This window comes from Nonomuraea sediminis, from assembly GCF_018531495.1.
GTDB lineage: Bacteria > Actinomycetota > Actinomycetes > Streptosporangiales > Streptosporangiaceae > Nonomuraea > Nonomuraea sediminis.
Window position 1 is genome coordinate 103,701 of the sequence record NZ_JAHDTI010000009.1, and the last position, 21,403, is coordinate 125,103.

A 21,403-nucleotide genomic window follows, 5' to 3' on the forward strand; every position below is an offset into this window, starting at 1 on the left:
GCTGCGCTAGCGTTCGTGGCGCCCAGGATTCCAGGAGGAGGTGGCGTGAGCAGGACCGAGGCGTTCGAGGAGCTGCGGCCGCTGCTGTTCTCGATCTCCTACCGGATCTTGGGCAGCGTGAGCGAGGCCGAGGACGCGGTCCAGGAGGCCTGGCTGCGCTTCGCGGCCTCCCCGGAGCAGCCCAGGTCGGCCAGGGCCTTCCTGTCGGCCACGGTGACCAGGATCTCGATCGACGTGCTGCGTTCGGCCCGTGTCCGGCGGGAGGAGTACGTCGGGCCGTGGCTCCCCGAGCCGCTGCTCGCCGACCCCTACGAGGATCCTGAGCGGTCGGCGGAGCTGGCCGACTCGGTGTCGATGGCGGCGCTGCTGCTGCTCGAGCGGCTCAGCCCGCTCGAACGGGCGGTCTTCGTGCTGCGGGAGGTGTTCGACTTCAGCTTTCCCGAGGTCGCGTCGGCGGTGGGGCGCACGGAGGCGGCGTGCCGCCAGCTGGCGGTGCGGGCGCGGCGTCACATGGCCGCGGGCCGGCCGCGCTTCGAGGCGGACCGCAAGGAGCGGGAGGAACTGGCGTCGCGGTTCTTCGACGCCCTGCGCGAGGGCGACCTGGCCGGCCTGCAGGGACTGCTCGCCGCCGACGTCTCGATGGTCGGCGACGGCGGCGGCAAGGCCCCACAGCTGGCCAGGGCCATCGTCGGCGCCGAGAACGTGGCCAGGCTGCTCGCCTCCGTCTTCCCGCAGATGGGCCGGGTCGAGGTGATGTTCGAGCCGCACGAGCTCAACGGCCAGCCGGGCGCGATCTTCCGCGACCGGGACGGCAAGGTGCTCCACACCCTGGCGCTCGAGGTGCTCGACGGGCAGATCCAGGCGATCCGCTTGGTGATCAACCCCGACAAGCTCGGGCACATGGGCCCGGTGGCGGACGCCTGGGCAGTCGACCGCGAAGTACGGCAGGCCCGCCGCTCCTCTTGACCGCCTAGCCGGGGCCGACTCCGCGGCCGGACCACTTGATCTCGTAGGGGCGCAGCGTGACCTGCTGGCCGTCGACGGTGGCCGTGACGTCCGTGTCGGCGGTGTTGACCATGACGAGCTGCTGCGGCTGCGCGAGCACGTGGACCCGCGGATCGGAGGCCTGCACCTGGTCGAGCTGCACCCCGGAGGGGAACCACCTGGCGAAGCCGCTGAGCAGGCCCGCCATCGGCAGCTCCGCGCCGCGCCCAGGCGCCCAGACGCAGCCGCGGCAGTCGCCCTCGCCCTTCTGCTGCGGGTTCCAGTACAGGGCCGACGTCACGCCGCTCCTGGCGAACTCCATCATCGTCGTGGCCTGCACCGCGGTCCGCTTGTCCTCGCTCCAGCCGGAGTTCTCCGGCTCGACGTACCACTCGGCCCACCACACCGGCATGTCGTTGCTCTTCTGCCGCAGCCAGTTGGTGATGGCGCCGAACTTGGCCTGCGCCTTGAAGTCGTCGGGCACGTTGGCCTTGTCGTTGGTCATCGACGCGCCGTCGACGACGATGAAGTCCGCGCCCTTCTTGTGCTCGAGCCAGTACTCGATCGCGTCGAGCGCGCGCTGGTCGACCGTGCCCCAGGGCCCGCTGATCTCCGACGCGCCCTTGCGGCTGTCACTCTCGATCGGGATGTACGGCCCGCCGACCTGGATGTCCGGGTTGACCTTCTTCAGCGCCGCGTAGACCTTGTTGTACAGCTCGGTGTACCCCTCGACGTCCCAGCGGTTGGTCGCCGGGTCCCAGAAGCCCTTGAACTCGTTCCACACCAGGTAGTACTTGACCGTCGGGTACTGCCGGGCGACCCGGGCGGCCAGCTTGGCGAAGTCGTCGTAGTTCTCCTTCTTGGGGGCGACCGTGGGGTTCCTGCTCCAGTCGGTCCGCCCCGGCTGCCCGCCCTTCATCCAGTCGGGCGCGCAGCACAGTGTGATGACCGGCATGGCCCGCGAGGAGGCCATGAACTTCAGCCGCCGGTCGAGATCGTGGAAGTTGAACTGGCCGGGGCTCGGTTCCGGGTTGTTCACGCCCCAGCCCATGATGTGCTGGTTCTGCAGCATCGGCACCCGGCCGAGCACGCCCCTGGCCTCGTCGGTGACCTGGCGCGGCTCGTTGTCGGCGCTGTACTGGGTGTGCGTCACGCCCCAGCGCGGCCAGCTCTCCACCGCGGGCGGCGGTTCGAGCGAGGGCGGCGGCTCGGTGGGACCTACCTTGGCCACCTCGCCACCCCGGTAGTCGCCCTGGGAGCTCTTCTTGAGTCCGGTGTAAACCATGATCGCCACCACCAGCAGCACGGCGAGGACGCCTGCTCCGACGGCGATCGGCCACGGTGAGCGCCTGCGGGCATGTCGACCGTCGGTCGGTATCACCGGACCTCCAACCCAAACAAAGGCCAGGCACCTCGCCTGGCCTTTATAACCGTATCCGCCCGACTTGCAGCAGACTTGCGTTCGATCAGCGCCCGGGCGGCCGCTGCCCGCCGGCGGGCCCGGGAACACCGGCGAACCGGTAGGGGACCGGCTGCCTGCCTGGCTGAACGACGAGCAGTGTGCCCGGTTCCTCAGCATAGAAGGCCGATTCCACCGCGGCGGCCACGTCGGCGGCGCTCAGCAGGGGGAACCCGGCGTTGACGAACATCTCGCGCGCCCCCGCCACGAGCGGCGTGTCCGTGAAGCCCGGGCACACCGCGCCGATCCTGATGTTCTCCTTGGCCAGCGGCACGGCCATCGCCCTGACCAGGCCGACCACGGCGTGCTTGGTCATGGTGTAGATCGGGTCACCGTCGTAGGCCACCAGCCCGGCCAGCGACGAGGTGGCCACGATCGCCCCGCCGCCGGACCGCCTGAGCAGCGGCCTGCTGGCCGTGACGCCGAACACCACGCCGTCGATGTTCACCCCGACCGCCCTGCGGTAGGTGTCCAGGTCGAAGGCGTCCATGTCCACACCGCTGGAGATCCCGGCGTTGAGGTGGACCAGGTCGAGCCTGCCGTACTGCTGCTCGCACAGCTCGACCGCGCTCCGCGAGGCCTCTTCGGTGCTGACGTCGGCCTGCATCCAGGTGCCGCCGACCTCCTTGGCCATCCGCTCGGCGCCGTCGCCGTCGAGGTCGACCAGCACGCAGGTGGCGCCGCCCGCCGACAGCCGCCTGGCCACCGCCGCTCCGATGCCGCTGGCCGCTCCGGTGATGAGTGCGACAGTGCTCATGACAGGTCCTCTCCGAGCATCCGATGGGCGCGGGCGATGAGCGTGGGTACGGCGGAGCCGATGCGATCGAACCCCTCCCCAACGGTCTTACCCTGACGGAACCGGGCGTGAATACCCTCCACGATGACCGCGAGCTTGAAATTGCCGAAGGCCACGTAGAACCCGAGATCGGAGATGTCGCGGCCGGAGACCTTCGCGTAGTGGGCGGCGAACTCGGCGGCGTTCAGGAACCCGGGGGCGAGCGTGACGTCCCCGGCCACCGGGATGCCCGCCCGCTCGTCGTCGCCCGGGTCGTGCCAGTACGTGAGCGTGAGCCCGAGATCGGCCAGCGGATCCCCGAGGGTGGACATCTCCCAGTCCACGACGGCCAGGATCTCCGGGGCGGGCGCCAGCCGTACCAGCGTGTTGTCCAGGCGGTAGTCGCCGTGCACGAGCGTGTTCTCGCCCGAGGCGGGCAGCCGGTCGCGCAGGCGGGCGACCAGCCGGTCGTATTCGGGCAGGTCCGCCGTCTTCGACCGCTCCCACTGCTGGCACCACCGGTCGAGCTGCCTGGCCAGGTACCCGTCGGGACGCCCGAAGTCGCCCAGCCCGACCTCCTGGTAGTCGACCGCGTGGATGGCGGCAAGCACCTCGGCCAGGCGCTCGGACAGCCGCCGCGTGTCCTCGGGGGATGGCGTGCCGAGCTCGTCGCGGGTCCGCACCGCCTCGCCCTCGACGTGGCCCATCAGGTAAAAGGGCGCGCCGATGACGTCCTCGTCGGCGCAGAAGGCCACCGGCTCGGGCACGGGGACGGGCGTGCCGGCCAGCGCCGAGATCACCCGGAACTCGCGCCGCATGTCGTGCGCGGTCGGCAGCACGTGCCCGAGCGGCGGCCGCCGCAGCACGAGCCGCCGGTCACGGGCCTCGACGAGGTAAGTCAGGTTCGACTTGCCGCCGGAGATGAGCGAGACGGACAGCGGCTCGCCCGCCGCGGGCACGTGCTCGGTCATCCACGCGACCAGCCGCGGCCAGTCAATCCCAGGTACGGTCATGGACACACATTAGAACGTGACTCGGTTCTTAACCCAGGCTGAGAATTGTGTAACGTTCCTCGTCCGACCACGTAACCCTCTACGAGATCCTTTACTCTGGGGATACACGTCTGCCCGCATGCTGAACAGAGGGAGCATGCCGACAGTAGGAGCCCATGCGCGTCACAGTTGCTCACCCCCGTGAGCTGGGAGAACCGGAAGTGAGCCGATGGCGGGCTCTGCAGGATGCCGACCCCGTCTTCGACAATCCCTTTCTGTCTCCGGAGTTCACGCTCACGGTCGGCCAACTGCGCGACATGGTCAGGGTCGGGGTGATCTATGACGGCCCCGACATTGTCGGATTCTTTCCCTTTGAGCGGCATTTTTCGGGGATTGGGAAGCCGGTCGCGGCGGGGCTGACCGACGCCCAGGGGCTGGTGCACGCCAAGGACGCGGAGATCGACGCGCGCTGGCTGATCAGCGAGTGCGGGCTCGGCGTCTACGAGTTCGACCACCTGGTCGCCGAGCAGCCGCTGCTGCCGGCCCACCACGAGAAGCACCCGTCGCCGATCATCGACCTGCGCGCCGGCTACGACCAGTACACCGAGTCGCTGCGCGTCAACTCCGGCAAGACGTACAAGACCACCCTGGCCAAGGAGCGCAAGCTGCAGCGTGACGTGGGTGAGATCCGTCACGACTTCGCCACCACCGACCTGGAGCCGCTGCACACGCTGCTGAGCTGGAAGACCGACCAGTACCGGCGCACCGGGCGCACCGACCGCTTCGCCCACCAGTGGATCGTGGAGCTGGTCGAGCGCCTGCTGGCCACCCAGACGGAGTCGTTCGCCGGCGTCCTGGACATGGTCTACGCCGACGGCCTGCCGGTCGCCGGCCACTTCGGGCTGCGCACGCGCACCACGCTGTCCGGCTGGTTCCCCGCCTACGACACCCGCTACGCCAAGTACTCCCCCGGCCTCATCCACCACCTGGCCATGGCCGAGCAGGCGGCCGCCGCCGGCATCCAGGTGATCGACATGGGCCGCGGCCAGAAGGAGTACAAGGAGAAGCTGAAGAACGGCGAGCTCGAGGTCGCCGAGGGGCGGGTGGCGCGCGCCAGCGTGGGGGCGGCGGTCCACTGGGTGCTGCGGGTGCCGCTCCGCAAGACGCGTGCCACCGTGCTGGCCAACCCGTTGCTGCACAAGACCGCCGACCGGGCGCTGAAGACGTTCGGCCGGCTGCGCACCTCGCTGCAGTCATGAGGCTCCTGGCGGAGCGCACGGGCCGGCACTGCCTCCTGCTTCCCTCCAACCGGCTCGGCCTCTACCTGGCGCTGCGTCACTGGACGACGCCCGGGCAGCGGCTGCTCATGTCGCCGATCTCGGCGGACGAGATCCTCTTCCTGGTCCTGGCGGCCGGGCTGCGGCCGGTGATCGCGCCGGTCTCGCCGCGCGACGGCAACATCGACGCCTCCCGGGTGGACCTGTCCGAGGTGGACGCGGTCCTCACCACGAACCTGTACGGCCTGCCCGACCAAGTGACCACCTTCTCCGGAAAAATCCTGATCGAGGATGTCGCGCACGCGATGGAGACCACCGTGGACGGGCGGCCCCTGGGCACGTTCGGCCAGGCAGGGGTCTTCAGCCTGTCGAAGCATCCCGGTGCCGGTTCCGGCGGGGTGCTCGCCGTACCGGATCTGGCGGATCTGCGGGCGCTGGAGCGCGAGCGCGACAGGCTGCTCGAGCCGGGGAACCTGCGCGCCGAGCTGTTCGCGGTGGCCACCTCGATGGCCCGCCAGGCGGCGCTGAGGCTCGACCTGGTGCGGCCCGCGCTGCGGCTCATGCGCGCGCTCGGCATGCAGGAGGAACGCGAGGGCTACCGCATCGCGCTGAACGCCGACGCCCTCGAGCTCGCGCTCAAGCAGGCGCCCGCGCTGCCGCCGCTGGACGCCTGGGTGCGGGCCGACCTGCACGACTACCGGGCCCGCCGGGGCCGGGTGGCCCGCTGGTACCAGGGCAGGCGCCTGGCCAAGGTGCCCGCCGACCGGGCCCGGCGGCTGGCAGGCGTACGACTGCTCGCCGGGCTGCCCACGGTCGCCGGCGCCGTCCACGACCACCTCGACCAGCCGCTGTTCCGGGTGCCGCTGCTGGTCGACGACCGCGACGCGGCCATCGCGGCGCTGGAGTCCCGCGGCGTCGCCACGGGCTACCTCTACGACCCGCCCTACGACGACTACGCCTCCGCCTTCGTCGTCGCCTCACCCGACCCGGGACCGGCCCGGCACTGGTGCCGCCACGTCCTCCCGGTCGACCCCGGCTACGCCCGCCGGGCCCTCCCCGTCCTCCGCACGCTGCGGCCGCCCTCCTGAGGCCTGGTTCGCCTCCGCGATGAGATCGGCGACGATCTGGCAGCCGCGTCTCACCTCCGGCAGGGAGGCCGCGCCGTACCCGATCACCACGCCGTGCAGGCGCGCGCGCTCGTGATGGTGACGTTCGGTGGAGTCGAGGAGCACGCCGCGCTCGCGGGCCCTGGCGATGATCCGGGGCACCAGCGCGTCCGGCAGCTCGGCCAGGACGTGCAGGCCGGCCGTGTCGCCGTGCAGGCGGCAGACCTTGCCGAGCACCTCGACCACCACGGCCCTGCGCCGGGCGTACTCCAGGCGCATCCGCCGCAGGTGCCTGTCCAGGTCGCCGCTCTCCAGCAAGGTGGCCACGGCCTGCTGCACCGGCCCGCTGGTACGGTCGCCCAGCTCGTCGCGCAGCGCCGCGATCGTGGCGAGCAGCTCTGGCGAGCCGACCAGCCAGCCCACCCCCACGTCCGGCGCCAGCGACTTCGACAGCGTGCCGAGCAGCACCACGCGCGAGGGGTCGAGCCCGTAGAGCGCCGGCAGCGGCGCCACGTCGTAGCGGAACTCGGCGTCGTAGTCGTCCTCCACGATCATCGCGCCGGTCCGCCGCGACCAGGCCAGCAGCCGCTCCCTGCGCGAGATCGGCAGCCGCCCGCCCAGCGGGTACTGGTGCGCGGGCGTGGTGTACAGCAGCGCGAGGTCCTCGGGGAGCCCGTCCACGATCACGCCGTCCTCGTCGACCGGGCACGGCACGATCTCCGCTCCCCGCGCCGCGAACACCGAGCGCGCCACCCGGTAGCCGGGATCCTCGACGCCCGCCCGCGCCTTCGGCCCGAGCAGCGCCAGTGCGACCAGGTCCATCCCGTTGCCGGTGCCCCGGGTGACCAGGATGTTCTCCGGTCCGACGGCCACGGACCTGGCCCTCCTGAGGTGGCCGGCCAGCAGTTCTCTCAGGTGCGGCAGGCCGTACGGGTCGGGGTCCGCGCCTGGCGGGAGGTCTGCGGCCCTGCGCCAGGCGCGCTTCCACGCCGCCTTGTCGTAATCGCGCACCCACGGGGTGCCGGGGATCAGGTCGATCGATTCCGCCTGGCTCCGCCGTACGTCCTGCTCGTCGGCGCGGGGGTGGGGACGCTCCGCTGCGGGCGAGAAGACCTCGACGGCGGCGACGTAGGTGCCGGAGCCGTGGCGGCCCTCGAGCCAGCCCTCGGCGTACAGTTGCTGGAACGCCTCCGTGACCACGGTACGGCTGACGCCGAGCTGCCCGGCCAGGCCGCGCGAGGACGGCAGCCGCTCGCCAGGAGCCAGGGTCCCCGAGCGCATGGCCGATCGCAGCCAGTCGGCCAGCTGGCTGGACAGCGGCAGGGACGAGTCGCGGGACAGGGTGACGGGCAGGTCGCGCACGGAAGTGGTCTCCGGAAAGCGGTCAATAGTGGCCATACAGGATAGGTCCACTCTCTCACTACCGTGAGTGACATGCTCTCCACCACGCCCCGCACCACCCTCGGCCGCGAGAAGCACCGCGGCAGCACCGACCGCGACGACCTGTACGAGGTGCTGGACTCCGGGCTGATCTGCCACCTGGGCGTGGTGCTCGACGGCCACCCGATGGTGATCCCGACCGGCTACGGCCGCATCGGGGAGACCCTCTACCTGCACGGCTCGACGGGCGCCAAGTCGCTCAGGGCGGGCGACGGCACCGAGGTGTGCGTCACGGTCACGCACGTGGACGGCATCGTGCTGGCCCGCTCGATCTTCAACCACTCCGTCAACTACCGTTCCGCGATCATCTACGGCACGGCCAGGCTCCTCACCGACGAGGACGAGCGCCTGGACGGGCTGCGGGCGCTGACCGAGCAGCTCGCGCCGGGGCAGTGGGACTACGCCAGGAAGCCCACCCGCAAGGAGCTGGCGGCCACGGCCGTGCTGGCGCTCTCGCTGGAGGAGGCATCGGTGAAGATCCGGAGCGGGGCGCCGGACGACGAGGACGAGGATTACGCGCTGCCGGTGTGGGCCGGGGTGTTGCCGCTGGTGACGGCCTGGGGGGCGCCGGAGCCCGATCCCGTGCTCGCGGATGGTATCGAGATGCCTGTTCACATCTCGGCCCGTCAGTAGTTCCATAATTCAGGAACCACCTGGCAAACCTTTCTCCTGGATCCTGCGTCTCATCAGGTGGGCCGAACTCCTGATGGGAGATCGCTATGGAGTGGAGCGCCCCGGGCTACACAGAGGTACGGCAGCTCGGCACGGGGGCGAGTGGTCGTGTCGTGCTGGCCGTGCACGACGACACGGGTGTGAAGGTCGCGATCAAGTATCTCGACGAGCGGTTACGCGCCGACCCGGCGGCGCTGGCCAGGTTCCAGGCCGAGGCCAGGCTGCTGGTGACGTTGCGCGACCAGCACATCGCCACGCTGTGGGAGTACATCCAGGACCGCTACGGCGCGGCCATCGTGATGGAGCTGGTCAACGGCGTCTCGTTGCGCGCGCTGCTGCGCGAGAACGGCACGACCGGTCCCGAGGCCGCGCTGGTCGTGCTGAAGGGCTCGCTGCTCGGCCTGGCCAGGGCGCACGGGCTCGGGCTCGTCCACCGCGACTACAAGCCGGAGAACGTGCTGGTCAGGGACGACGGCGTGAGCAAGCTCGTCGACTTCGGCATCGCGGTCACCCAGGGCACCGTCTCCCATCCCGAGGGCACGCCGCCGTACATGGCGCCGGAGATGTGGGAGGGGCTGCCCGCCTCCCCCGCCACGGACGTCTACGCCGCGACCGCGGTGTTCTTCGAGTGCCTGACCGGGCACAGGCCCTACCGCTCGACCGAGCCGAGCGTGCTGGGCTACCAGCACCTGCACGCGCCGATCCCGGCGCACGACGCGCCCGAGCCGGTACGCGAGCTGGTCATGCGCGGGCTGGCCAAGGATCCGGCAGAGCGTCCGGCGAGCGCGCAGGCGTTCGTGGAGGAGCTGGAGGCGACCGCCCGCGGCGCCTACGGCGAGGACTGGGAGGAGCGCGGGCGCCGCCGACTGACCGCGCTGGTGCTGCTGCTCGGCCTGCTGCTGCCGATGCCGCAGACGCCGCCGCCCACGGCCGAGGTGACGACCTCCTTCTTCCGCACGGTGTTCCGCTCGATGCGGCACAACGCGGTACGGATGGCGGCGGGCGTGTCCGTGGCCGTGGCGATCGCCGTGGTCGTGGTGGTCGTGCTGGCCAACTACAACCGCAGGCCCACGCCCTTCGACGTGGCGGCCGCCGTGCCCACGCACTCCTCGGAGGCCGCCGCCGAAGTCGGCCCGACAAGCCCGGAAATATCCCCCGAGACGGTGGACACGCCGACCATCACCCCGTCGCTGGCCGCCGAGGTCCCCACTACCACGCAGCCCCCGGAGAAACCGCCGACGACCACCGAGGCGCCCACCACGAGCGCTCCGCCGACCACCCAGCCACCCACGACCAAGCCCCCCACCACGCAGCCCCCGACGACCAAGCCCCCCACCACCAAGCCGCCCACGAGCGCTCCCCCGACCACGCCCGCGCCGCCGCCGCTGGCCGTGTCGGACCTGTCGGTCGGCGGCGTGACGGTCGACGCGAACGGCCTGGCCTCCGGCACGGTCACGTTCTCCGCCAACCGCACCGACACGGTCACCGCCACCGGGACGTGGACGGTGGGCGGGCAGGCCGTACGCTCCCAGACGCTGAAGCTGGCCGGCGCGAAGTCCTACTCCCGCACGCTCAGCCTGGACCTCGGTGAGCGCCCGTGCGGCAAGACGGTGACGCTCACGGTCAAGACCGCGCCCGCGGCGCCCGGCGGCGCCAAGAGCGCCTCCTTCGCGGTGCCGGAATGCCCGGCCGAGGTGACCAGGCTGAGCGCCGCGGTCTCCATGGACGACACCGGGCGGACCGCGCGGGCGGTGGCCCGGGTGGTGACCAGCGGCACCGGCAAGGTCCCGCTCACGCTCGCGTTCCTGGTCAACGGCGACCGCGTGGACTCCCACTCCGTCACGCTGTCGGGCAAGACGGCCTACGCTCCCGCCTTCACGCACGCCTTCGCCAGTTGCGCGCGCGGCGCGACGGTGTCGGTGCGGGTGACCGCCGGCGGCAAGGACACCTCGGCGGAGACCAAGGTCGACTGCCCGGCGGGCGTGCGGAAGGTGTCGATCCTGCGCTCGGCCGTGACCGCGAGCGGGCTGGCGGTCGCCGTCGTCGCGGTCACGCCGTACGACGACCAGGCCGTACGGCTGAGCGTCACCTTCACCCTGGCCGGGCGGACCGCCACCGAGACCCTGACGCTGTCGGGGCAGACGGCCTACACCGAGAAGGTGGCGCACAACTTCGACGCGGCGGCCTGCGGCTCGGGCTGGCGCATGGTGGCCGCCACCAACCCGGCGGCCGACTCGGGTGCCGACTCGGCCAGTGGCACGCTGCCTGACTGCCAGTCGGACACCCCCTCGCCGGGGGACTCCGGGGGTGACAGCCCAGGATAGGGCCCCTGACAGGGGCATGTACGGTTTCTCGACTCATCTGGAGAGAAGAGGCGGGAAAGGGCTGTCCAGAGTTAAGCTACGGTCCGGCTGTTGAGGGTGGGGGCCCAGACGACTCCAGAGGAGACCGTTGATGCACGATGGGCAGTGGGGGGTCCCCGGATACAGCGAGATCAGGGAGCTGGGCGCCGGGGCCTCCGGGCGCGTCATGCTGGCCCGCCGTGACCACGACGGCGGCGAGGTCGCCATCAAGTATCTGGCCGACCAGCTCAGATCCGACGTCGGTTTCGTGGCCAGGTTCCGTCACGAGGCCCGCCTGCTCGGCACGATGCGCAGCCCCTACAACGCCCAGCTGATCGACTACGTGGAGTCGGGCGAAGGCTCGGCCATCGTGATGGAGCTGGTCAACGGCGTCTCCCTGCGCGAGATCCTCAGGTCGGAGGGCCCCACGGGCCCCGAGGCGGCGCTGGCCGTGCTGAAGGGCTCGCTCAAGGGCCTGGCGGCGGCGCACGCGATCGGCGTCGTGCACCGCGACTTCAAGCCGGAGAACGTGATCGTCCAGGGCGACGGCACGAGCAAGCTCGTCGACTTCGGCATCGCCGTCCGCGCCGGGCAGGGTGCCAGCGCGGCGGGCACCCCGCCGTACATGGCTCCCGAGCAGTGGTCGGGTTCCCCGTCCGCGCCCGCCACCGACGTCTACGCCGCGACCGTGGTCTTCTTCGAGTGCCTGACCGGCACGCGCCCCTACCGGGCCGCCAACGTGGCCGCGCTGGCCCGCCAGCACCACAGCACCCCGCCGCCGGTCGAGGAGGTGCCCGCGCCGCTGCAGAGCCTCGTGGAGCGCGGCCTGGCCAAGCACCCCTCCGAGCGTCCGCCGACCGCTGAGGCGTTCCTGACCGAGCTGGAGGCCGTGGCCGCCGAGGCCTACGGCGCCGACTGGGAGGAGCGCGGGCGCAGGCGGCTGGCCCGGCTGGCAGGCCTGCTGCTCCTGCTGTTCCCGACGGCGCCGGACACGCCCGCCGAGGTGCAGACCTCGCTCACGGAGACGACGTTCGGCGGGCCGTCGAGGCTGCTGGCCAAGCTGTCGGCGAAGATCGTGGTGGGCACGGTCAGCATCGGCGCCGTCGTCGCCGTGGCGATCGTGCTGGTGAACTCGGTGAGCCACAAGGCCCAGCTGCAGGCGCAGACCACCCAGGCCACGCCGAGCATCGCCGCCCCCGCCACGGACGCGGCCGCGCCCACGGACGAGCCGTCCTCGGAGGCCCCGCCGACGCCCACGCCGAGCGACACCCGGTCGGACACCCCGACCCCGGATCCCACGACCAGCAGCGCCGCGCCGCCGCCGCTGCCCACCAAGACCGCCACGCCCACCCCGAGCCCGGCCAAGGCCACCAAGACGCCCAAGCCCAAGCCGACCAAGACGCCCACGAAGAAGCCGACGCCCAGCGACACCCCCGACCCGGAGGTCTCCGGCAAGATCGCCACGGCCGACCCGGGCACGCCCAACGCCCCCACTCCCACCCCGACCCCGACCCTGACGCAGCCCACGGGCAGGCCCTCGACCTCCTCGCCGCCGCCCTCGACGACCGAGCCGAGCACTCCGTCGGGCGAGAGCCCACCCCCGGGCCGCGAGACGCCGAGCGAGACGCCTTCACCGAACGCGGAGAACGTCCCCGCCGGGCTGCTGGCACTCGGACTGGTGACGTCGGGCGCGGTTCCCGTCACACTTGCGGTGAAACGCCGCATGGCAGGTCGGCACCGTAGAAAGCGCTGAGAGGCGCCCGGGGGGCAACGGCGGGATGGACAACGACAGGAACGGGATCGCCGGATTCCGGCTGACCCAGCACACCTGGATCACCGAGCTGGGCAACTGGATCGACGCGGTCACGCCCGACGGGCGCAGGGCCGGCGCGCTGCTCTTCGACGCGAAGATCATCGCGCTGCCCGGGGTCCGCGACCGCGTCGTGGCCGCGGTGCTGGCCGACCAGCGGCTGGTGCAGGGCGGGCTGGGCGGGCTGGTCTCGGTGGCCGACGTGGTGGCGGCCGGCGACCAGGTCTGGCTGCTCACCGACCAGGCCGTCAGCCCGACGCTGTCGGACCTGATGGGCGCGGGCGCGATCGATCCCGGCGGCGCGGCGGCGATCCTGGTCGAGACCGCCCAGACGCTGCTCGCGCTGCACTCGGCCGGGCTGGCCCACGGCTCGGTGCACCCGGGCACGGTGGTGGTCGCCGTGGACGGCGCCGCGCTGCTGAGCGAGCGCGGCCTGGCCGACGCCGTCCGCGGTCAGGCGCCCTCCTTCGAGCGCGACACCACGGCGTGGGCGGCGCTGGCCCGCGGGCTGGCCGCCGCCACGTCGCCCGGCGCGCCCAGATCCGCCGACCTGTTCGAGCACGCCGCGGCGGCCGCCAGCACCCGCGGCCTGGCCGCCGCCAGGGACACGCTGCTGGCCGGGCGGGAGGCGCTGCCCGGCGGCGCGATCAGCCGCGACGGGCTCGCACAGGCGGCGCGCGGCAGGTCCGCGTTCGCCGCGCCGCCCCAGCAGGTGATGGAGCGCGACGAGGGCGACATCGTGACGCTGCTGCACGTGCCCGGCCGCACCAACCTCGACCACGCGGTGCACTTCGGCCCGGGGGTGACCACGGAACCGCCGAACATGGGCACCACCGCGGAACGCATCTGGCGCGAGGGGCGCGACCAGCTCGCCACCCGGCGCGGCGGCCGGGCGGTCAAGGCGGCGCGGGCCAGGCGGCGCCGCACCATCATCGCGGCGGCGGTGTTCGCCCTCATCATGGCCGGCGCGCTGCTGGCCTGGTTCAAGCTGGGCAGCGCGCCCGCGCTGGCGGTCAAGTCGATCGACGTGGCCGCGCCCAAGAAGACGCAGGGCTGCGACAGCTCGGTCAACATCACCGGCACGATCGTCACCAACGGTGGCGCGGGCGAGGTCGCCTACGAGTGGCACAAGAACCTGGACAAGGAGGTCGTCAAGCAGACCCTGCGCGTCACCTCCGGCCAGACGGTCTACAAGGTGCCGCTCCGGTGGACGCTCAAGGGCAAGAGCAGCGTCAAGGCCACGGCCACGCTCACGGTGACCGCGCCGGGACCCCAGCTGGACGACAAGGCCACCTTCACCTACAAGTGCTGACGCTGCATATCAAACCGGTTCTTTACTACGCTGACGGGCATGACCACGCAGACCCCCGCGGGCTGGTATCCCGACCCCTACGGATCGCCCCAACTGCGCTGGTGGGACGGCGGCCAGTGGACCGACGCGACCCATCCGCTGGAGCAGTCGGCGCCCCCCGAGCAGGGGTCTGGTCCGCAGTTCCCCCCAGGCCCGTCGTGGACGGACCACCCGGCCAACCCGACGCTGACCTACGGGGAGCCGCTCCACGGGCAGGGACAGTACGGCCAGCCGGACCACCCCGAGCCGCACTACTCGGCGCCTGCGCAGAGCGGACCCCAGTTCACCCCGCCTTCCCCCGGCGGCTCGCCGTACGGCGGTCCTCCGCTGACCTCACCCACCCCCGGCGGCTCACCGTACGGCGGTCCTCCCCTCCCCTCGCACGCCCCTGACGGCCCGCCGTACGGCGGAGCCCAGAGCAAGCCTCAGAGCGGGCCACAGAGCGGGCCACAGGCTCCGCCGCAGGGGGTGCCGCAGTTCGCGCCGCCGGCGCAGGGCGGGCCGCAGTACACCGCTCCCCAGTACGGCGCGCCGCAGCACACGGTGCCGGACTGGGCGCGGCAGCAACCGCCCGGGTACGGCCAGCCGCGGCGGGAGAGCAACCCGCTGCCGTGGGTGTTCGGCGGGCTGGCGGCGCTGGTCGTGGTCGGGCTGATCGTGGTCGGCGCGATCTTCTTCGTCAGCCGCGACTCCGGCAGGTCCACGGCCGACGACACCTACATTCCGCCGTCGCCGACCACGGGACAGACGCAGGAGCCGCCGCCCTCGACCAGCGCGCCGCAGCAGCTGCCCCAGGCGCAGGACGGCCGCATCACCGACCCGGTCGCGGGCCTGTCGTACGCGCCGCCGTCGGGCTGGCAGGTGCCCGACGTCGGCGCGGTGAACGGCACCGACCCGCAGGAGCAGGCCTGGTCGAGTGCCGTGCAGCAGACCGCGCAGGCCAAGTACGACGGCAAGGACGACTGGATCGGCAACGTCTACACCGGCCTGCTCAACGACGTGTTCCCCTACGGCAGCTCGCAGGACCTGCAGAACCTGACGGGGACGGTCTTCATCGACTTCCAGAAGTACTACGGGATCCAGCACACCCAGAAGATCGTCCAGAACAAGGCGATCAAGATCGGTGACAAGGACGCGTGGGTGCTCCAGTTCAAGCTGGACTTCTCGGCCGAGTCGAAGAAGAAGGGCTACAAGTGGAACACCGAGAACGGCGCCATCGTGCTGATGGACCGAGGCGAGGGTCAGCGTCCTGCGATCCTTTACATCTCGGTTCCGGACAACCTGGGCACCAACGTGGTGGAGCAGGTTCTCGCCTCGCTCAAGCCCGCCTGAGCGGTGGCACTAGGCTGGTGGGACAAGCAAGCGGGCGGGTAGCTCCGAGCCGCTGGGCGAGGAGAACGAATGAGTGATCTGCTGGTCTGGATCGACTGCGAGATGACCGGGCTCGACCTGAGCCGGGACGCACTGGTGGAGGTGGCGTGCATCGTCACCGACAGCGAGCTCAACCAGCTCGACGAGGGCGTCGACGTGGTCATCAAGCCGCCGCCCGAGTCGCTTGAGCAGATGTCGCAGGTGGTGCGCGAGATGCACACGGCCTCCGGGCTGCTGCCCGAACTGGCCGGCGGAGTCACGCTGGCCGAGGCCGAGTCGCTGGTGCTCGACTACATCCGCCGCCACATCCCCGAGCCGAAGAAGGCGCCGCTGTGCGGCAACTCCATCGGCACCGACCGCACGTTCATCTCCAGGGACATGCCCGCGGTGGACGGCTACCTGCACTACCGGATGATCGACGTCTCCTCGATCAAGGAGCTGGTGCGCCGCTGGTACCCCCGGGTCTACTTCGCCGCGCCCGAGAAGCAGGGCGGTCACCGGGCGCTGGCCGACATCACCGAGAGCATCAGGGAGCTGCGTTACTACCGCGCGGCCGTCTTCGTGGCGCAGCCGGGTCCCGACTCGACGACCGCCCGTACGCTGGCCGAAGGTGTCAGCGGTTAATCGGGTGGCGAAAAGACTCCTGAACACCGCTACACTTTTCCCTGTGCCGCCGTCACGGCGCGCACGATGGTGGGCGTAGCTCAGTTGGCAGAGCGCCAGGTTGTGGTCCTGGATGTCGAGGGTTCAAGTCCCTTCGCTCACCCTTCCAAGAAGGGCCCCTTTCCGGGGCCCTTCTTCGTTTTCACGAGCGCCGGAAGCCGCGGACCTCGTGCCCGCCGACCCGCAGGGGATCGTCGACTCCTGCCAGAGCGACCTTGCTGACCCCCACCGCGTAGAGCAGCGACACCAGGGACGCCGCGCTGACGATCACCATGGTCAGTTTGGAGCCCATCCCCTCCACCACAGGTCTGAGCGTGGGCCAGATGGCCGCCGCCGCGCCTGCCGCCATGATCGCGGCTAGCATCAACAACGCGGCGTCCAGTACCTTCCCGTGCAGGTCGTCCATCGCCTCCATCAGGTCGTTGAGCCCCCGCGACACCCGCGCGGACATCTGGGTCAGATGGATGCCCGCCGCGACGAACTCCGTGATCCTGCCGTCCGCGCTGTCCCTGGCGGCACCGGACCAGCCGACCTCCGCCAGCGCCCGTTCGGTCCCGTCGAAGTCCGAGCCGAAGATGCGGGCCAGCGCCTGCGCCAGTCTGCTCCAGTCGTCGACAGTCCTGCCCACGTTGTCGTCGGACGGGATGACCGTGGCCCCCCACAGCGTCGCCGCCGCGCCGACAGCGATGGAGAAGTTGCGCGCCCCGATCAGCGCCCGGAGCGTGGCCTGAGACTTGGCGGCCGGGTTCGCCGTGAACTCTTTGACGGCGAGGTGCTTGATCCTCGCCTCGACGAAGGCGAGGGTGCCGCTGAGGAGGCCCAAGGGTATGACCGGGGATCTGTCCACCCCGCCGGTGGGGGTGTCCCGGCCGTCGTGGGGCAGGTGGAGGTCCGGCTGGGGCCTGCCCCCCACCATGCCCGCCACGTCGAGCAGGTTCTTGACGTTGGCGCTCTCCGGCTCGACATAGCTGTAGGCGGTCTTGCCGAACTTCTCGCCGATGGCCTTCGCCTCGGCCTGGCCGTACTGCAGCTGCTGCTCGACCTCGGCACGGATGCGTTCGTGCGTGTGGCGGCAGAATTCGCCCACCACGCTCAGGGCGAAGGGGTGAAGGGGCGGGGGTGGTTGACAGTAGTTGAACTGTTCGGCGACGTGATGGAAGGAAATACCGGCGTCTGTGAGATCTTCATGGCTGACCGCGTATCCGTCGTTCTTCGCCACGATGCGTTCTCCCTGTACGGATCGACGTGATCAACGAGGCTAGCCTCATTCGCCGTACGCTGCCCGCGAATCTGGGGCATGATGGGGACTCAATCCCCCGCGCAGCCCTTGCCGTTTTTCACCGACATCGTCCCCAAATCACGACATTGCGAGTTATGCTCACTGTCTGACCGCTAACGCCGGAAGCACGGGGGCCATCGGCGATCTGACCGTCTGCGCGCCCCCGGAGGCCGGATGAGAGTCGAAGACGCAGCGTTCGATAGCGTGTACACATCCCTGAGCAAGCGCGAAGCCGAGGTCATGGACCTCATCGCCACGGGCCACTCCAACGGCCAGATCGCGCAGCGCTTGTTCCTCAGCGAGAAAACCGTCAAGAATCACGTCAACCGCATCTACGCCAAACTCGGCGTGGACTCCCGGCCCACCGCCATCGGCCTCTGGCTTTCCCGCGCCCCGGACAATTAGCCCCTCTTTCTTGAGGTTACGAGGCCGCGCGGCTCCTTGATGGTGATGCGCCCGCACGGCGCGCCGCCGCTGCTTTCACGCCCGCACAGCGGGCCGACGTCGCTTCCACGCCCATACAGCGGGCGCGGCTGCTTTCACGCCCGTACGGCAAGCCGCCGCCACCACCACCCACCGCACAGGGCCGGGCTCTGTCCAGGAAGACGCAACGCCCAGCAGGACATGGCTGAGCTCCGTTACGCCCCTCCACAACCGCGGCTCCCCGGCCCCGGTTCCCCACCGCAATGGGCGCCGACCTTCGCCATACCTCGTCTCGCCGACCCGGCGCCCGTGAGGTGCCGTGGCCCAGACACCGGACTCCGTGGGTCACTCGCCGCACACGGCGCCGACCTTCGCCGTACCCCCGTCCCGCCGACACGGCGCCCGCGCCTACTGCGGTCTAGGCGCCCGGGGTCCGTGGGGTGGTTCGCCGTACCCCGGCCCGCCGACCTGTGGGGACGGGGGTGTTAGAGGGCGGTGGAGAGGGCGGTTAGGCCTTGGGTTAGGGCTTGGTCGGGGATGTTGAGGGCGGGGCGGAGGCGGATGGAGCGGGGGCCGCAGGGGAGGACGAGGACGGCGTGGTCCTCGCGTAGGCAGGTGACGAGGGCGTCCCTGGCGGCCGTGTCGGGGAGGTCGAAGGCGGCCATGAGGCCGCGGCCCCGGGCGTTGGTGACCTTGCCGGGGTGGGATTCCTGGAGTTCGGTGAGGGAGTCCAGGAGGGTGGCGCCGAGGCGGGCGGCGCGGGGGATCAGGGCGTCGCGTTCGATGATCTCCAGGAGGCCGCGGGAGCGGACCATGTCGACCAGGCCGCCGCCCCAGGTGGAGTTGATGCGGCCCGAGACCTGGAAGACGTTGTCGGGGACCAGGTCCACGCGGCGTCCGGCCATGATGCCGCCGACCTGCACCTTCTTGGCGAAGGCCACGATGTCGGGCTCCAGGCCGAGCTGCTGGTAGGCCCACGGCGTGCCGGTGGTGCCGCCGCCCGTCTGCACCTCGTCGAGGACGAACAGCGCGTCGTACTCATGGCAGAGGCGCTGCATGGCCTGCAGGAACTCGGGCCGCAGGTGGTTGTCGCCGCCCTCACCCTGTATCGGCTCGGCGATGAAGCAGGCGATGTCGTGCGGATGGGCCTCGAAGGCCGCGCGGGCCTGCGCCAGCGCCCGCTCCTCAGCCTGGGCGACATTTCCGAAATGTACGGCGGGCGTCTCGATCCGCGGCCAAGGGAACTTGGGGAACCGATCGGTCTTCCCCGGCTCGGTGTTGGTCAGGCTCAACGTGTAACCGCTGCGGCCATGGAAGGCGTGCGTCAGATGCATGACCTGGGTCCCGAGATCGCGCGAGCGCCCGGCGGCCTCGTTGCGGCGGCTCTTCCAGTCGAAGGCCGTCTTCAGCGCGTTCTCCACGGCCAGCGCGCCACCCTCGACGAAGAACAGATGGGGCAGCTCGGGATCGCCCAGCACCCGCGTGAAGGTCTCGACGAAGTCGGCCAGGTGCTCGGTGTACATGTCGGGGTTGGCGGGTTTGTTGCGCGCCACGCGCCCGAGCAGGGCCTCGAACGAGAGGTCGAAGGCCGGGTTCACCCCGAGGGGCGCCGAGGCGAAGAACGTGTAGAAGTCCAGGTATCGGCGGCCGTCTCGGGCGTCGACGAGCCAGGAGCCCTGGCTGCGCTCCAGGTCGAGCACCAGCCGGTATCCGTCGACCAGCAGGTGGCGGGCAAGGCGGGAGTGTACGTCCATGTCTCCTCCACAGTGAGCCAGACACGGCATTCGTTCCCTCAACACGGCGTATGTATCCGAAAAAATCCGGCGAAATAGCTCGGCTGCGCAAGCATCTTCAGGTTTGCGGCGCCAGCTTCTTGAACCGGAAGGACAGGACGATCATCACGATGCCGTAGATGATGGCGAAGATGGCGATCAGCCAGATCAGCGCGAGGGCGCCCGAGGCCGGCCAGATGATCAGCAGGACGCCGAAGATGGCCGACAGGATGCCGCCGACGATCATCATCCACTCGTTCTCGATGACCGCCCTGGCCCGGATGCCCGCCACGATCTCGGCGATGCCCGTGAAGATGGCCCAGAAGGCGATGACGTAGAGCAGGGCCAGCGTGGTGATGCCCGGCCAGACGAAGGCCACGATGCCGGCCAGGATGCCGAGGATGCCGGAGATGATGAGCCAGGCCTTGGACTGCACGCCGTGCCCGAACGCGGCGAACAGCGCGAAGATCCCGCTGACGATCGCGTAGGCACCGAAGAAGATCACCAGGACGTAGATCGTGATTCCCGGCCAGATCAGGGCCAGGATGCCGAAGATGATGGCCACGATGCCGCGTATGAGGACCAGCCACCAGGTCCGCGAAATTTGCTCCATGCCCGTCTGTTATCCACACAGATCACCCATGGAGCCCATCGGGCGGTCAAATATCCGTGATCCGCACGCCCACCGTGCCGGTGCTGCCGCGCCGCAGCTTGCTGCCCAGCAGCGTGATCCGCCCCACCAGCCCGTACTTGCGCCGCAGCAGCCCGCGCACCCGCTCGGTCTCCTCGGCCGACAGGATCGTGGCGGTCCCCCGCACCGCCTCGCCCTTGAGGTTGCCGCGGAGGTCGCAGGGCGCCACGGTCACGGCCGGGTTGTTCCTGATCCGCTTGACCTTGGCCGAGGAGGTGACCGTCCAGAAGACCAGATCCCCCCCGTCCGCGGCGACCCAGACCGGCGTGGACACCGGGGTGCCGTCGCGGCGGTAGGTGGTCACCGAGACGTACTGCTCATCTCCCAAACTCATACGTGGGAGTAGACCACGATCGACACCGCGATGTACTGCACCAGGTAGGCCGCGATGGTGAAGGCGTGGAAGACCTCGTGGAAGCCGAACCACCGCGGCGACGGGTCGGGGCGGCGCAGGCCGTACACGACGGCGCCGGCGGTGTAGAACAGGCCGCCGACGGCGACGAGCACGACGGCGGCCACGCCCGCGCCCTCGAGCAGCTGCGGCATCACGAAGATCGCGGTCCAGCCGAGCGCCAGGTAGAGCACGGTGTAGAGCCATCGGGGCGCGCTCATCCAGAACACCCGGAACAGCACCCCGGCCAGCGCCCCGCCCCAGATGACCGACAGCACGGCGATCCTGGGCGCGCCGTCCATGGCCAGCAGCGCGAAGGGCGTGTAGGTGCCCGCGATGATCAGGTAGATGTTGGCGTGGTCGAGCCGGCGCAGCAGCTCGGCCAGCCGGGGGCCGAGAGTGCCGCGGTGGTAGGTGGCCGAGACGCCGAACAGCAGCCCGGAGGTGACGGCGTAGACGGCGGCGGCGACCCGGGCCTGCAACGTCGGCCCCAGCGCCACCAGCACGAACCCGGCCAGCAGCGTCACCGGGAGCGCCCCGGTGTGCAACCAGCCCCGTAGCCGAGGCTTCGCGGTGATGGTCGTCATGGAACCTACGGTACCGTA

The 21,403-nt window shown here is 70.7% G+C and carries 19 protein-coding genes and 1 tRNA gene; 11 read left to right on the forward strand and 9 right to left on the reverse strand.

Going from position 1 to position 21,403, the window contains the following annotated elements; all coding sequences use genetic code 11:
* The first annotated feature begins 45 nt into the window (after window positions 1-45).
* On the forward strand, window positions 46-966 hold the full coding sequence (locus tag KIK09_RS32110) for an RNA polymerase sigma-70 factor (RefSeq protein ID WP_214323156.1): 921 nt from the start codon (window positions 46-48) through the stop codon (window positions 964-966).
* A gap of 4 nt (window positions 967-970) precedes the next feature.
* On the opposite strand, the gene KIK09_RS32115 is transcribed toward KIK09_RS32110, so the two are convergent.
* From KIK09_RS32115 to KIK09_RS32125, 3 genes are all read right to left on the reverse strand, one after another.
* On the reverse strand, window positions 971-2,365 hold the full coding sequence (locus KIK09_RS32115; protein ID WP_308164405.1) for a GH39 family glycosyl hydrolase: 1,395 nt from the start codon (window positions 2,363-2,365) through the stop codon (window positions 971-973).
* An 85-nt stretch (window positions 2,366-2,450) separates the two neighbouring features.
* On the reverse strand, window positions 2,451-3,200 hold the full coding sequence (locus KIK09_RS32120) for an SDR family oxidoreductase (RefSeq protein WP_214323158.1): 750 nt from the start codon (window positions 3,198-3,200) through the stop codon (window positions 2,451-2,453).
* The gene (locus tag KIK09_RS32125) at window positions 3,197-4,231 is read right to left on the reverse strand and encodes a phosphotransferase family protein (protein ID WP_214323159.1); all 1,035 of its coding nucleotides are present in this window, start codon (window positions 4,229-4,231) and stop codon (window positions 3,197-3,199) included. Before KIK09_RS32125 ends, KIK09_RS32120 begins: the two co-directional genes overlap by 4 nt.
* A gap of 200 nt (window positions 4,232-4,431) precedes the next feature.
* On the opposite strand from KIK09_RS32125, the gene KIK09_RS32130 reads away from it, so the two are divergent.
* On the forward strand, window positions 4,432-5,469 hold the full coding sequence (locus KIK09_RS32130; protein WP_308164406.1) for a GNAT family N-acetyltransferase: 1,038 nt from the start codon (window positions 4,432-4,434) through the stop codon (window positions 5,467-5,469).
* A complete protein-coding gene (locus tag KIK09_RS32135; protein WP_214323161.1) occupies window positions 5,466-6,575 on the forward strand; it encodes a DegT/DnrJ/EryC1/StrS family aminotransferase in 1,110 nt (369 codons plus the stop codon). Before KIK09_RS32130 ends, KIK09_RS32135 begins: the two co-directional genes overlap by 4 nt.
* On the opposite strand, the gene pdxR is transcribed toward KIK09_RS32135, so the two are convergent.
* The gene (gene pdxR / locus KIK09_RS32140; protein ID WP_214323162.1) at window positions 6,465-7,991 is read right to left on the reverse strand and encodes a MocR-like pyridoxine biosynthesis transcription factor PdxR; all 1,527 of its coding nucleotides are present in this window, start codon (window positions 7,989-7,991) and stop codon (window positions 6,465-6,467) included. The genes KIK09_RS32135 and pdxR overlap by 111 nt on opposite strands.
* Before the next feature lie 36 nt (window positions 7,992-8,027).
* On the opposite strand from pdxR, the gene KIK09_RS32145 reads away from it, so the two are divergent.
* From KIK09_RS32145 to KIK09_RS32175, 7 genes are all read left to right on the forward strand, one after another.
* Window positions 8,028-8,666, forward strand: a complete 639-nt coding sequence (locus KIK09_RS32145; protein ID WP_214323163.1) for a pyridoxamine 5'-phosphate oxidase family protein — start codon at window positions 8,028-8,030, stop codon at window positions 8,664-8,666.
* 86 nt (window positions 8,667-8,752) lie between these two features.
* Window positions 8,753-11,029 carry a serine/threonine-protein kinase gene (locus KIK09_RS32150; RefSeq protein ID WP_214323164.1) on the forward strand — a complete coding sequence of 759 codons (2,277 nt, stop codon included), beginning with the start codon at window positions 8,753-8,755 and terminating at the stop codon, window positions 11,027-11,029.
* Between the two features lie 130 nt (window positions 11,030-11,159).
* Window positions 11,160-12,800, forward strand: a complete 1,641-nt coding sequence (locus KIK09_RS32155; protein ID WP_250574120.1) for a serine/threonine-protein kinase — start codon at window positions 11,160-11,162, stop codon at window positions 12,798-12,800.
* A gap of 25 nt (window positions 12,801-12,825) precedes the next feature.
* Entirely contained in the window at window positions 12,826-14,169 is a 1,344-nt protein-coding gene (locus KIK09_RS32160) for a protein kinase family protein (protein ID WP_214323166.1), read from the forward strand.
* Window positions 14,170-14,208: 39 nt separating this feature from the next.
* Window positions 14,209-15,540: a DUF2510 domain-containing protein gene (locus KIK09_RS32165; RefSeq protein ID WP_214323167.1), complete on the forward strand. Its 1,332-nt coding sequence runs from the start codon at window positions 14,209-14,211 to the stop codon at window positions 15,538-15,540.
* A 69-nt stretch (window positions 15,541-15,609) separates the two neighbouring features.
* Window positions 15,610-16,203 carry an oligoribonuclease gene (orn, locus tag KIK09_RS32170; RefSeq protein WP_214323168.1) on the forward strand — a complete coding sequence of 198 codons (594 nt, stop codon included), beginning with the start codon at window positions 15,610-15,612 and terminating at the stop codon, window positions 16,201-16,203.
* A 69-nt stretch (window positions 16,204-16,272) separates the two neighbouring features.
* Window positions 16,273-16,345, forward strand: a tRNA-His gene (locus KIK09_RS32175).
* Between the two features lie 39 nt (window positions 16,346-16,384).
* Here the strand turns inward: KIK09_RS32175 and KIK09_RS32180 are convergent.
* Window positions 16,385-17,461, reverse strand: coding sequence for a hypothetical protein (locus tag KIK09_RS32180; RefSeq protein ID WP_214323169.1), 1,077 nt, complete (start codon window positions 17,459-17,461; stop codon window positions 16,385-16,387).
* 234 nt (window positions 17,462-17,695) lie between these two features.
* Between KIK09_RS32180 and KIK09_RS32185 the strand changes: the two genes are divergently transcribed.
* Window positions 17,696-17,926 (forward strand): helix-turn-helix domain-containing protein, encoded by a 231-nt coding sequence (locus tag KIK09_RS32185; RefSeq protein ID WP_214323170.1) that lies wholly within the window; start codon window positions 17,696-17,698, stop codon window positions 17,924-17,926.
* Window positions 17,927-18,429: 503 nt separating this feature from the next.
* Here the strand turns inward: KIK09_RS32185 and lat are convergent.
* From lat to trhA, 4 genes are all read right to left on the reverse strand, one after another.
* Entirely contained in the window at window positions 18,430-19,698 is a 1,269-nt protein-coding gene (gene lat, locus KIK09_RS32190) for an L-lysine 6-transaminase (RefSeq protein ID WP_214323171.1), read from the reverse strand.
* A 97-nt stretch (window positions 19,699-19,795) separates the two neighbouring features.
* A complete protein-coding gene (locus KIK09_RS32195) occupies window positions 19,796-20,329 on the reverse strand; it encodes an HdeD family acid-resistance protein (protein WP_214323172.1) in 534 nt (177 codons plus the stop codon).
* A gap of 46 nt (window positions 20,330-20,375) precedes the next feature.
* Window positions 20,376-20,741, reverse strand: coding sequence for a PPOX class F420-dependent oxidoreductase (locus tag KIK09_RS32200; RefSeq protein ID WP_214323173.1), 366 nt, complete (start codon window positions 20,739-20,741; stop codon window positions 20,376-20,378).
* Complete coding sequence (trhA, locus tag KIK09_RS32205; RefSeq protein WP_214323174.1) at window positions 20,738-21,385, reverse strand: PAQR family membrane homeostasis protein TrhA; 648 nt, start codon at window positions 21,383-21,385, stop codon at window positions 20,738-20,740. The genes KIK09_RS32200 and trhA overlap by 4 nt, the downstream gene beginning before the upstream one ends.
* Window positions 21,386-21,403: the final 18 nt, after the last annotated feature.

What these genes read in the sequence shown, in the direction of transcription:
- KIK09_RS32120 (WP_214323158.1), bottom strand. Translation starts at nt 3,200, where the DNA reads ATGAGCACTGTCGCACTCATCACCGGAGCGGCCAGCGGCATCGGAGCG.
- KIK09_RS32125 (WP_214323159.1), bottom strand. Translation starts at nt 4,231, where the DNA reads ATGACCGTACCTGGGATTGACTGGCCGCGGCTGGTCGCGTGGATGACC.
- KIK09_RS32135 (WP_214323161.1), top strand. Translation starts at nt 5,466, where the DNA reads ATGAGGCTCCTGGCGGAGCGCACGGGCCGGCACTGCCTCCTGCTTCCC.
- pdxR (WP_214323162.1), bottom strand. Translation starts at nt 7,991, where the DNA reads ATGGCCACTATTGACCGCTTTCCGGAGACCACTTCCGTGCGCGACCTG.
- KIK09_RS32145 (WP_214323163.1), top strand. Translation starts at nt 8,028, where the DNA reads ATGCTCTCCACCACGCCCCGCACCACCCTCGGCCGCGAGAAGCACCGC.
- KIK09_RS32150 (WP_214323164.1), top strand. Translation starts at nt 8,753, where the DNA reads ATGGAGTGGAGCGCCCCGGGCTACACAGAGGTACGGCAGCTCGGCACG.
- KIK09_RS32155 (WP_250574120.1), top strand. Translation starts at nt 11,160, where the DNA reads ATGCACGATGGGCAGTGGGGGGTCCCCGGATACAGCGAGATCAGGGAG.
- KIK09_RS32160 (WP_214323166.1), top strand. Translation starts at nt 12,826, where the DNA reads ATGGACAACGACAGGAACGGGATCGCCGGATTCCGGCTGACCCAGCAC.
- KIK09_RS32165 (WP_214323167.1), top strand. Translation starts at nt 14,209, where the DNA reads ATGACCACGCAGACCCCCGCGGGCTGGTATCCCGACCCCTACGGATCG.
- orn (WP_214323168.1), top strand. Translation starts at nt 15,610, where the DNA reads ATGAGTGATCTGCTGGTCTGGATCGACTGCGAGATGACCGGGCTCGAC.
- KIK09_RS32185 (WP_214323170.1), top strand. Translation starts at nt 17,696, where the DNA reads ATGAGAGTCGAAGACGCAGCGTTCGATAGCGTGTACACATCCCTGAGC.
- lat (WP_214323171.1), bottom strand. Translation starts at nt 19,698, where the DNA reads ATGGACGTACACTCCCGCCTTGCCCGCCACCTGCTGGTCGACGGATAC.
- KIK09_RS32195 (WP_214323172.1), bottom strand. Translation starts at nt 20,329, where the DNA reads ATGGAGCAAATTTCGCGGACCTGGTGGCTGGTCCTCATACGCGGCATC.
- KIK09_RS32200 (WP_214323173.1), bottom strand. Translation starts at nt 20,741, where the DNA reads ATGAGTTTGGGAGATGAGCAGTACGTCTCGGTGACCACCTACCGCCGC.
- trhA (WP_214323174.1), bottom strand. Translation starts at nt 21,385, where the DNA reads ATGACGACCATCACCGCGAAGCCTCGGCTACGGGGCTGGTTGCACACC.